Below are 10,230 nucleotides of genomic sequence, written 5' to 3'. Positions count from 1 at the left end.
CTGCTCCCAACTCCCGCTCCAGCGCCTTGATCTGCTGGGACAGCGAGGGCTGCGCGACGTGCACCAGGTCGGCGGCCCGGGTGAAGTGCCGGGTCTCCGCGACGGCCACGAAGTACTGGAGCTGGTGGAACTGCACCCCTCGACCATAGCCCAGGTCTATGGAAACCAGCCGTTTCATGTCTTGGACCGATCGGTACCCCGCGATCTACCGTCTCTTCTCATGGCTCTGGCAACGCGGACGGACCGACGACCGTCCTTGGCGCGCACCGTGTGGGACAGCTCCGTCGGCAAGAAGACCGTGATGGCCGTCAGCGGCCTGATCATGCTGCTCTACCTGGTCGCCCACATGATCGGGAACCTGAAGATCTACTTCGGGGCGGGTGAGTTCAACCACTACGCGCACTGGCTGCGCACCATCGGCGAACCGTTCATGCACTACGAGTGGACGCTGTGGCTCGTGCGTGTGGTCCTGGTCGTCGCCGTGGTCGCGCACGCCACCTCCGCGTACCAGCTCAGCCGGCGCGACATCAAGGCCCGGCCCGCCCAGTACGTGCACAGGAAGCGCGGCGCGAGCTACGCCACCCGCACGATGCGCTGGGGCGGGATCATCCTCGGCCTGTTCATCGTCTGGCACCTCCTCGACCTGACCACCGGCACCGTGCACTCCGGCGGCTTCCAGGAGGGCCACCCCTACCAGAACGTCGTGGACACCTTCTCCACCTGGTACGGCAACGTCATCTACATCGTCGCGATGCTGGCGCTCGGCCTGCACATCCGGCACGGCTTCTGGAGCGCAGCCCAGACTCTCGGCGCCGGCAACCGCACCCGCGACCGCGCACTGAAGACCATCGCGAATGCCCTCGCGCTGCTGCTCACGGCGGGCTTCATCGCCGTACCCGTGGGCGTCATGACCGGAGTGGTGAGCTGAAATGACCTCTGAATACGCCCACTTCGCGACCGGCGAACCCCTCGCCGACAGCAAGGCACCGGCCGGCCCGGTCGAGGAGCGCTGGGACAGGCGCCGCTTCGAGGCCAAGCTGGTCAACCCCGCCAACCGCCGCAAGCACACCGTGATCGTCGTCGGCACCGGCCTCGCGGGCGGCTCCGCGGGCGCCACCCTCGCCGAACAGGGCTACCACGTCGTCCAGTTCTGCTACCAGGACTCCCCGCGCCGCGCCCACTCGATCGCCGCGCAGGGCGGTATCAACGCGGCGAAGAACTACCGCAACGACGGCGACTCCGTGCACCGGCTCTTCTACGACACGGTCAAGGGCGGCGACTTCAGGGCCCGCGAGTCCAACGTCCGCCGCCTGGCACAGATCTCGGTCGAGATCATCGACCAGTGCGTCGCCCAGGGCGTGCCGTTCGCGCGCGAGTACGGCGGCCTGCTCGACACCCGCTCCTTCGGCGGCGTCCAGGTCTCCCGCACCTTCTACGCCCGCGGCCAGACCGGCCAGCAGCTCCTGCTCGGCGCCTACCAGGCGCTGTCCCGGCAGATCGCCGCCGGCAATGTCGAGATGCACCCGCGCACCGAGATGCTGGACCTGATCGTGGTCGACGGACGCGCCCGCGGCATCGTCGCCCGGGACCTGATCACGGGCCGTATCGACACCTACTTCGCGGACGCCGTCGTTCTCGCCAGCGGCGGCTACGGCAACGTCTTCTACCTCTCGACGAACGCCATGAACTCCAACGCCACCGCCGTCTGGCGGGCCCACCGGCGCGGCGCCTATTTCGCCAACCCCTGCTTCACCCAGATCCACCCCACCTGCATCCCGCGCACCGGCGACCACCAGTCCAAGCTCACGCTGATGAGCGAATCGCTGCGCAACGACGGCCGCATCTGGGTCCCCAGGGCGCACGGCGACACCCGCCCGCCGAACGAGATCCCCGAGGACGAGCGCGACTACTACCTGGAGCGCATCTACCCCTCCTTCGGCAACCTCGTGCCCCGCGACATCGCCTCCCGCGCCGCCAAGAACGTCTGCGACGAGGGCCGGGGCGTGGGCCCCGGCGGCCAGGGCGTCTACCTCGACTTCGCCGACGCCGTCCGGCGCATGGGCCGCGAGGCGGTCGAGGAGAAGTACGGCAACCTCTTCGACATGTACGCCCGGATCACCGCCGAGGACCCGTACACCGTGCCCATGCGGATCTACCCCGCCGTGCACTACACGATGGGCGGACTGTGGGTCGACTACGACCTCCAGACCACCGTCCCCGGCCTGTTCGCGATCGGCGAGGCCAACTTCTCCGACCACGGCGCGAACCGGCTCGGCGCCTCCGCCCTCATGCAGGGGCTCGCGGACGGCTACTTCGTCCTGCCGTCGACGATCAACGACTACCTCGCCCGCAACCCGGAGCAGCAGCCTGTCACCACCGAACACCCCGCCGTGCAGGAGGTGCTGGCCGAGACCGAGGACCGTGTCAACCTGCTGCTGGCCGTCGACGGGGACCGCACCCCAGACTCCTTCCACCGCGAACTCGGCGAACTCATGTGGGAGTTCTGCGGGATGGCCCGCACGGAGAGCGGCCTGCGCAAGGCACTGGAGCGCATCCCGCAGATCCGCGACGAGTTCTGGCGGCGCATCAAGGTGCCCGGCACCGGCGAGGAGTTCAACCAGTCCCTGGAGAAGGCCAACCGCGTCGTCGACTACCTCGAACTCGCCGAGCTGATGTGCCTCGACGCGCTGCACCGCGCCGAGTCCTGCGGCGGCCACTTCCGCGAGGAGTCCCAGACCCCCGACGGCGAGGCCGCCCGCCGGGACGAGGAGTTCTCGTACGCGGCCGCCTGGGAGTTCACCGACACCGGCACAGCACCCGTCCTGCACAAGGAAGACCTGGTCTTCGAGTACGTCCACCCCACCCAGCGGAGCTACGCATGAAGCTCACCCTGCGCGTCTGGCGGCAGAAGAACGCCGACGCCGACGGAGCGATGTCCACGTACGAGGTGGACGGCATCTCGGCCGACATGTCCTTCCTGGAGATGCTCGACACCCTCAACGAGGAGCTCATCCTGTCCGGCGACGACCCCGTCGCCTTCGACCACGACTGCCGTGAGGGCATCTGCGGCGCGTGCAGCCTGGTCATCAACGGCGACGCGCACGGACCCGAGCGCACCACCACCTGCCAGCTCCACATGCGCTCCTTCCGCGACGGCGACACGATCGACATCGAGCCGTGGCGGGCCGCCGCCTTCCCGGTCGTCAAGGACCTCGTGGTCGACCGCTCCGCCTTCGACCGGATCATCCAGGCCGGCGGCTACATCACCGCCCCGACCGGCGCCGCGCCCGAGGCGCACGCCACCCCCGTCCCCAAGCCCGACGCCGACTTCGCCTTCGAGCACGCCGAGTGCATCGGCTGCGGCGCCTGCGTGGCGGCCTGCCCGAACGGCGCCGCCATGCTGTTCACCTCGGCCAAGATCAACCACCTGAACGTCCTGCCGCAGGGCGCCCCCGAGCGGGAGACCCGGGTGCTCGACATGGTCGGGCAGATGGACGCGGAGGGCTTCGGCGGCTGCACCCTCACCGGGGAGTGCGCGACCGCCTGCCCCAAGGGCATCCCGCTGTTCTCCATCACCTCCATGAACAAGGAGTGGCTGCGCGCCGCCCGTGGAGCGGGCAAACGTTAGGCACAAAGTCGTTCGCCGTACGGTGCGGACGGGCGGGACCGGGTGTGGTGCTCCTACCCCGGTCCCGTCTCGCTTTTCCGGGCACCCCTGTCATTCAGCATCCTCACATCCGCCCTCCTGGCACTGGTCACGCAGGCGCCAACCGGCGTCGGAAGAACAGGAGCGCGCAGACCGTTCGGATCCGGCCTGCCTCCCCCCGAGCTCTCGACTCCCTTTGAGCAAGGGGTATCCCCTCCGCCGAACCGGCCCGTGACCAGGAGAGTGCCATGACCGGCGTTTCCACCCTCGACAGCCCGACCGAGCCCCTCGCCCCCACCCGCTACACCGTCACGCTGGCCCGCGACGAGGCCGATGTCCGGGCAGCGCAGCGGCTCCGCCACGACGTCTTCGCCGGGGAGATGGGCGCCCTCCTGAACACCCCGCAGCCGGGCCTCGACATCGATGCCTTCGACGCGTACTGCGACCACCTGCTGGTCCGCGACACGGAATCGGGGCAGGTCGTCGGCACCTACCGACTGCTGCCGCCCGAGCGCGCCGCGGTCGCCGGGCGGCTCTACTCCGAGAGCGAGTTCGACCTCGGTCCGCTGGCCGGAATTCGCCCCGGACTGGTCGAGGTCGGCCGCTCCTGCGTCCACCCCGACCACCGCGACGGCGCGGTCATCGGACTGATCTGGGCCGGGATCGCCCGCTACATGGTCGACGGCGGCCACGAATGGCTCGCCGGCTGCTGCTCGATACCGCTCGCCGACGGCGGCACCCTCGCCGCGGGCACCTGGGACCGGGTCGCGGCCAAGCACCTGTCCCCCGAGGAGTTCCGCGTCCGCCCGCTGCTGCCCTGGAGCCCCGAGGGCGTCGCCCGTCCCGCCCGCACCGAACTGCCCCCGCTGCTGCGCGGCTATCTGCGCCTCGGCGCCTGGGTGTGCGGCGAGCCCGCGCACGACACGGACTTCGGGGTCGCCGACATGTACGTGCTGCTGTCGATGCGCCGGGTCAACCCGCGCTATCTGCGGCACTTCCTCTCGCTCGTCCCCGCCTGATGAGCACGCCCCGCACCGGAGCGCCGCGTCTCGCGGCTCCCCGTCGCCTCCGGCCCGCCGCAGGGCCGGAGACGACGGTGCTCCCCGGAGTCCCAGCACCGCGGCGGCCCGCCGCCGGCCCCATCCGGACAGCCAGTGCCTGGCTGCCCACCGCACCCTGCTCCCCGCGCGGCTGCGTGGAGTCCGCGCGGCCCTGGACGGGCGTCCCGCGCGCCGTCCTGCGGCTGGCCGCCCTGCTGGCCGTGGTCGTCCTCGGGGTCGCCCTGATCCCGCTCGTCGGACTGCTGCGGGACCGGTCACGCCAGAGGTGGATCCGCCGTTGGTGTCTGGCCCTGGTGCACACGGCCGGGGTCCGCACCCGCATCACCGGAGCCGTCCGGCCCACCGGCGGGGTGCTGATCGTGTCCAACCACATCTCGTGGCTGGACATCCCCCTGCTGGCCGCCGTTCGCCCGGCGCGGATGGTCGCCAAGAAGGAGGTGCGCGGCTGGCCCGTGCTGGGCGCGCTCGCGGCCCGCGGCGGCACACTCTTCATCGACCGCGACCGGCTGCGCGCCCTGCCCGGCACGGTGCGGGAGGTCGCCGAGGCCCTGCGCGGCGGCTCGGCCGTCGCCGCGTTCCCGGAGGGCAGCACCTGGTGCGGCCGTGCCCGGGGCCGCTACCGCAGGGCCCTGTTCCAGGCCGCGCTGGACGCCGGCGCGCCGGTCCAGCCGGTGCGCATCCGGTACGGGTTCGCCGACGGGGCGGCGAGTACCGCGCCCGCGTTCGTCGGCGAGGACTCGCTGCTCGCCTCGCTGTGGCGCGTGGTATCGGCGCGCGGCCTGGTGGCCGAGGTGACGCTACGGCACCCGCTCCCGCCAGGCGGCCACCCCGACCGGCGCTCCCTGGCCGAAGCGGCACAGTGCGGCGCCCCCACTCCACGCCCCGGGGCACACCCCCGGCACCCTCGAGCCGCCCCGTGAACCGCGGAACGCGGGGGACGCCGCGGTCCGCGCGGGAGGCCGCACCGCATCCCGCGGTCTGTGCGGGAGGCGCCGGGGACCGAGCGGGTGGGGCGGAGGGAGCCCGAGGAACCGGCCTAGCGGTGCCCGGCGAGTGCTCGGGCGAGGTAGGGCGCCGTCCGGCCGGGTGCCGTCGCCACCTGTCCGGGTGGCCCGGCGGCCACGATCCGGCCGCCCTCGTCGCCCCCGCCCGGGCCCAGGTCGATCACCCAGTCGGCGCCCGCCACCACCGTCATGTCGTGCTCCACCACCACGACGGTGTGACCGGCGTCGACGAGCCCGTGCAACTGGCCCATCAGCACCTCGACATCGGCCGGATGCAGTCCCGTCGTCGGCTCGTCGAGAAGATAGAAGGTGTGCCCCCGCCGGATCCGCTGCAACTCGCTCGCCAGCTTGATGCGCTGGGCCTCGCCGCCCGACAACTCCGTGGCGGGCTGGCCCAGCCGCAGATAGCCGAGGCCCACGTCGAGCAGGGTGCCGAGACTGCGCGTGACGGCCGGGGTGCCGGTGTCGGCGAAGAACCGGGCCGCCGCCTCGACCGTGAGATCCAGGATCTGCGCGATGTTCCGTCCCCGGTACGTCACTTCGAGCGTCTCGGGGTTGTAGCGCGCGCCGCCGCAGTCCGGACACGGCGCGTAGGTGCTGGGCAGGAACAGCAGCTCCACACTGACGAAGCCCTCGCCCTGACAGGTCTCGCAGCGCCCTCCGGCGACGTTGAAGGAGAACCGTCCCACGCCGTAGCCGCGCGCCGTGGCCTCCTCCGTCCCGGCGAACACCTTGCGCACGACGTCGAACAGCCCCGTGTAGGTGGCGAGATTGGAGCGGGGCGTACGGCCGATGGGTCTCTGGTCGACACCGACCAGCCGTCCGACACCCGCCAGGTCCTCGGTCAACTCGCCGATCAGCGTGGACTTCCCGGAACCGGAGACCCCGGTGACCGCGGTGAAGACACCGAGCGGGAACGTGGCGGTGACCCCGCGCAGATTGTGCCGGGTCACCGGGCCGACCGAGACGTGTCCCCGAGGCGTGCGCGCCGGGCGCGCCGGTTCGGGGGAGCGGCCGAAGAGGAAGCGTGCCGTCGCCGACTCCGGCACACCCTCCAGCGCGGCGACCGGCCCGCTGTGCAGGACCCGCCCGCCGTGCTCCCCGGCCAGCGGTCCCACGTCGACCAGCCAGTCCGCGCCGCGCACGACGTCGAAGTGGTGCTCCACGACGAACACCGAGTTGCCCGCCGCCTTCAGCCGCTCCAGCACGGTGAGCAGAGCCTCCGTGTCCGCCGGGTGCAGCCCGGCGGACGGCTCGTCGAGGACGTACACCACTCCGAACAGCCCGGAGCGCAACTGCGTGGCCAGCCGCAGCCGTTGGAGTTCGCCCGCCGAGAGCGTGGGGGTGGCCCGGTCGAGGCTGAGATAGCCGAGTCCGAGCTCCACGACGGGTGCGATACGGGAGGCGAGGTCCTCGGTCAGGACCCGGGCGGCCTCGGAGTCGCCCCTGAGGGACTTCGCGAGCTCGACGAGCGGCAGCGCGGCCAGCTCGGCGATGTTCCGCCCCGCGAACGTCACCGCCAGTGCCTCGGGCCGCAGCCTGCTGCCGCCGCACACGGGGCAGGAGGCGGCGGTGAGGAAGCGCTCCGCCTTGGCCCGCAGTGTGGCGCTCTTCGTGTCGGAGAAGGTCTTCATGACGTAGCGCCGGGCGCTCATGTAGGTGCCCTGATAGGGGCGTTGGATCCGCTCGGCCTCGCGTACCGGATGCACGGTGACCACCGGCTGCTCGTCCGTGAACAGGATCCACTCCCGTTCCCCGGCGGGCAGTTCGCGCCAGGGCCGGTCCACGTCATGGCCGAGTGTGTCGAGGATGTCCCGCAGGTTCTTGCCCTGCCAGGCCCCCGGCCAGGCGGCGATCGCGCCCTCACGGATCGACAGCGCCGGATCGGGGACCAGCGACTCCTCCGTCGTACGGTGGACCTGTCCGAGACCGTGGCACTCGGGGCACGCTCCGGCGGCCGTGTTCGGCGAGAACGCGTCGGAGTCGAGCCGCTCGGCGCCCGCCGGATACCGGCCCGCGCGCGAGAACAGCATCCGCAGCGAATTGGACAGATTGGTGACCGTGCCCACGGAGGACCGCGAGGTGGGAGCCGACCTGCGCTGCTGGAGGGACACCGCCGGCGGCAGCCCGGTGATCTCTCCGACCTTGGGCGCCCCCACCTGATGGATCAGCCGCCGCGCGTACGGGGCGACCGACTCGAAGTACCGCCGTTGCGCCTCCGCGTAGATCGCGCCGAAGGCCAGTGACGACTTCCCGGACCCCGACACACCGGTGAACACCACGAGGACGTCCCGCGGGATGTCGACGTCGACACCCCGCAGATTGTGCTCCCGGGCGCCGCGGACGCGGACGTGCGGGTCGAGGGGGCGGCCGTCGGGGCTGGGCATCGGCGGGACTCCTGAGGGCGGCCCGTACCGCGGTCCGTGGGCCGCGGCCCGGCCGTCGGCGGGGCAGGGGTAAGGGGCAAACCCCACGATTCTAGGCCGCGCCCGGTCCCGCTACCCGGGCGCCTCGGGCGGGACGCGGAAGGCCGTCCGGCAGGACGACCGGCCCGGACGTGCCCGCGCCGGTCAGGACGGCACGTCCTCCAGGTCGAGGAGCTGCCGCTTGCGTTCCAGGCCCCCGGCGTAGCCGGTGAGCGCCCCGGTCGCGCCGATCACACGGTGGCAGGGGCGGACGATCAGCAGCGGGTTGGCCCCGATCGCCGTACCGACGGCGCGGACCGCGGCCCTGGACGCGCCGATCCGCGCGGCGACCTCCCCGTAGCTGACCGTGGTGCCGAACGGGATGGTCTCCAGGGCCTTCCAGACGCGCCGCTGGAAGTCGCTGCCGCTCGTCACGTACTCGATGTCGAAGGCGGTCAGCCTGCCGTCGAAGTACGAACCGAGCTGGGAGACGATCTCCCGGAACGCCGCCGGGTCCTCCTGCCAGCCGTCCTGGACGACCGCGCCGCGCTTCTGGTCCGGCACGGACAGCGCGGCCAGCGCCGTACCGCCCTTGGCGGTGGCCGACTCCTCACCCACCAGCAGCAGGCGGCCGAGCGGGCTGTCCATGGTCGTGTAGACCGTCATCGGTCGGTCCTTTCCGAGTTCTCGCAGCGTGTTCACCCTCAACAGTGCGCCCTGGACCGGCCTCCGTCCGGCGGGATTCGGACACGGCGCTGAGCGGACGGCCGGTCGAGGCCGTACGGATGCGCTCGGCGGCCTCAGGAGGCCCGCTGGGGTCGCGCCGGGGCCGGTGCGGGCACAGGATCGAAGTCGACCACTCCGCACGCTCCAGGAGTCCCCATGGTCTGGATCCCGCAGATCCCCGACCTCGTCGGCCGGCTCGGTGCCACCGAGCTCGCCGACGCCCTGCGCGACCCGGCGACGGCCACCGTACCCGTCGCCCTGGACGACCCGGAGGCCGGCCGGATCAGCGGCGTCGCCGTCCTGGCGGCCTGGCTGGCCGTGCAGGACACCTGGAGGGCGGAACGGAAGGCGAAGATCGAGGAGGTCGCCACCACGTTCGGCGAGGGGCGGGCCGTGGGGGAGTGGGTCGTCCATCTGGAGGGTGCGGAGGGCGAGCGCGTCGGACTGCCCGTGGCCGTCGCGGTGGACCTCGCCTCCGCGCTCCCGGTGCGGATCCACCACTCCCGCCTTCCGCTGCTCGGCCGGCACGCCGTGCGCCGTCCGATGGTGCCGCCGGACCCGTCGGCCCGCGCCTCCGGCGTGGCGGGCGCCTACCTGGCCGCCCTCGGCGCGGGTGACACCGCGGCCGCCGTCGCCGCCTTCGCACCGGACGGGACCTTCCGCGGCCCGTCCGCCGACACGGACCGGTGCACCGGGACCGAGGAGCTGACCGAGCTCCACGACATTCTCTTCTCCGCGGGCGGCGGCATTCCGCTCACGCTGTGCACGGTGACCGAGGACGGCGAGCGCAGCGCGTTCGAGTACGTCGTCGGCCGCTGGGGCGGCGCCGAGCTGCCTCCGCAGCCGGGCCTCGCGGTCTGCGTCCGCGGCGCCGATGGCCTGATCGCGTCGGCGCGGGTGTACGACGACGTGGAAGCACCCGTGGAGTAGGGCTGCCGGGCCCGTGCCGCGGGCAGGGTTCTGTTCTCGGATCTCCCCGCCCCACCCCACCGGCACCGAGAGCAGGAGTGAGCATGCGGTACGTGAAGCTCGGTTCGACGGGTCTGGACGTCTCCCGGATCTGCCTCGGCTGCATGAGTTTCGGCCTGCCCGACCGGGGCGTCCACGCCTGGACGCTGGACGAGGAGGCCTCGCGCCTCCTGATCCGCCAGGCCCTGGAGTCCGGGATCACCTTCTTCGACACGGCCAACGTGTACTCGGACGGCACCAGTGAGGAGATCGTCGGGCGGGCGCTCGGCGCGTCGGCGCGCCGCGACGAGATCGTCATCGCGAGCAAGGTCAACGGCGCGATGCACGAGGGCCCCAACGGCCGTGGCCTGTCCCGCAAGGCGATCATGACGGAGATCGACAACAGTCTGCGCCGCCTCGGCACCGACTACATCGACCTC

General features: G+C 72.1%; 10 protein-coding genes. 7 read left to right on the top strand and 3 right to left on the bottom strand.

Features of this window, described 5'->3' with window-relative positions:
* A partial coding sequence (locus tag ACWEBX_RS34695) for a LysR family transcriptional regulator (RefSeq protein ID WP_451888735.1) occupies window positions 1–136 on the bottom strand: 136 nt, incomplete at its 3' end.
* Window positions 137–256: 120 nt separating this feature from the next.
* Here ACWEBX_RS34695 and ACWEBX_RS34690 point away from each other — a divergent pair.
* The 5 genes from ACWEBX_RS34690 (at window position 257) to ACWEBX_RS34670 (ending at window position 5,627) form a co-directional block, all read left to right on the top strand.
* Window positions 257–928 (top strand): succinate dehydrogenase, encoded by a 672-nt coding sequence (locus tag ACWEBX_RS34690; RefSeq protein WP_451888734.1) that lies wholly within the window; start codon window positions 257–259, stop codon window positions 926–928.
* Between the two features lies 1 nt (window position 929).
* Window positions 930–2,882, top strand: a complete 1,953-nt coding sequence (locus ACWEBX_RS34685; protein WP_451888733.1) for a fumarate reductase/succinate dehydrogenase flavoprotein subunit — start codon at window positions 930–932, stop codon at window positions 2,880–2,882.
* Window positions 2,879–3,628 carry a succinate dehydrogenase/fumarate reductase iron-sulfur subunit gene (locus ACWEBX_RS34680; protein WP_451888732.1) on the top strand — a complete coding sequence of 250 codons (750 nt, stop codon included), beginning with the start codon at window positions 2,879–2,881 and terminating at the stop codon, window positions 3,626–3,628. Before ACWEBX_RS34685 ends, ACWEBX_RS34680 begins: the two co-directional genes overlap by 4 nt.
* Window positions 3,629–3,894: 266 nt before the next feature.
* Window positions 3,895–4,665 (top strand): GNAT family N-acetyltransferase, encoded by a 771-nt coding sequence (locus ACWEBX_RS34675; RefSeq protein ID WP_451888731.1) that lies wholly within the window; start codon window positions 3,895–3,897, stop codon window positions 4,663–4,665.
* A gap of 77 nt (window positions 4,666–4,742) precedes the next feature.
* Window positions 4,743–5,627, top strand: coding sequence for a lysophospholipid acyltransferase family protein (locus tag ACWEBX_RS34670; RefSeq protein WP_451888730.1), 885 nt, complete (start codon window positions 4,743–4,745; stop codon window positions 5,625–5,627).
* 116 nt (window positions 5,628–5,743) lie between these two features.
* Here ACWEBX_RS34670 and ACWEBX_RS34665 read toward each other — a convergent pair whose 3' ends face one another.
* Both ACWEBX_RS34665 and ACWEBX_RS34660 read right to left on the bottom strand, forming a co-directional pair.
* Window positions 5,744–8,098 (bottom strand): ABC transporter, encoded by a 2,355-nt coding sequence (locus tag ACWEBX_RS34665; protein WP_451888729.1) that lies wholly within the window; start codon window positions 8,096–8,098, stop codon window positions 5,744–5,746.
* Window positions 8,099–8,281: 183 nt separating this feature from the next.
* Window positions 8,282–8,782, bottom strand: a complete 501-nt coding sequence (locus ACWEBX_RS34660) for a methylated-DNA--[protein]-cysteine S-methyltransferase (RefSeq protein WP_451888728.1) — start codon at window positions 8,780–8,782, stop codon at window positions 8,282–8,284.
* Window positions 8,783–8,998: 216 nt separating this feature from the next.
* Here ACWEBX_RS34660 and ACWEBX_RS34655 point away from each other — a divergent pair, with 216 nt between their 5' ends.
* Together ACWEBX_RS34655 and ACWEBX_RS34650 are read left to right on the top strand one after the other, a co-directional pair.
* Window positions 8,999–9,772 (top strand): nuclear transport factor 2 family protein, encoded by a 774-nt coding sequence (locus ACWEBX_RS34655; RefSeq protein WP_451888727.1) that lies wholly within the window; start codon window positions 8,999–9,001, stop codon window positions 9,770–9,772.
* A gap of 83 nt (window positions 9,773–9,855) precedes the next feature.
* Window positions 9,856–10,230 (top strand): aldo/keto reductase (locus ACWEBX_RS34650; protein ID WP_451888726.1); only part of this gene is annotated, 375 nt, incomplete at its 3' end.

It is taken from the genome of Streptomyces sp. NPDC005070 (assembly GCF_053600395.1).
Note: the sequence above shows the minus strand (reverse complement) of the source record. Positions and strands in the feature narration are given on the sequence as shown.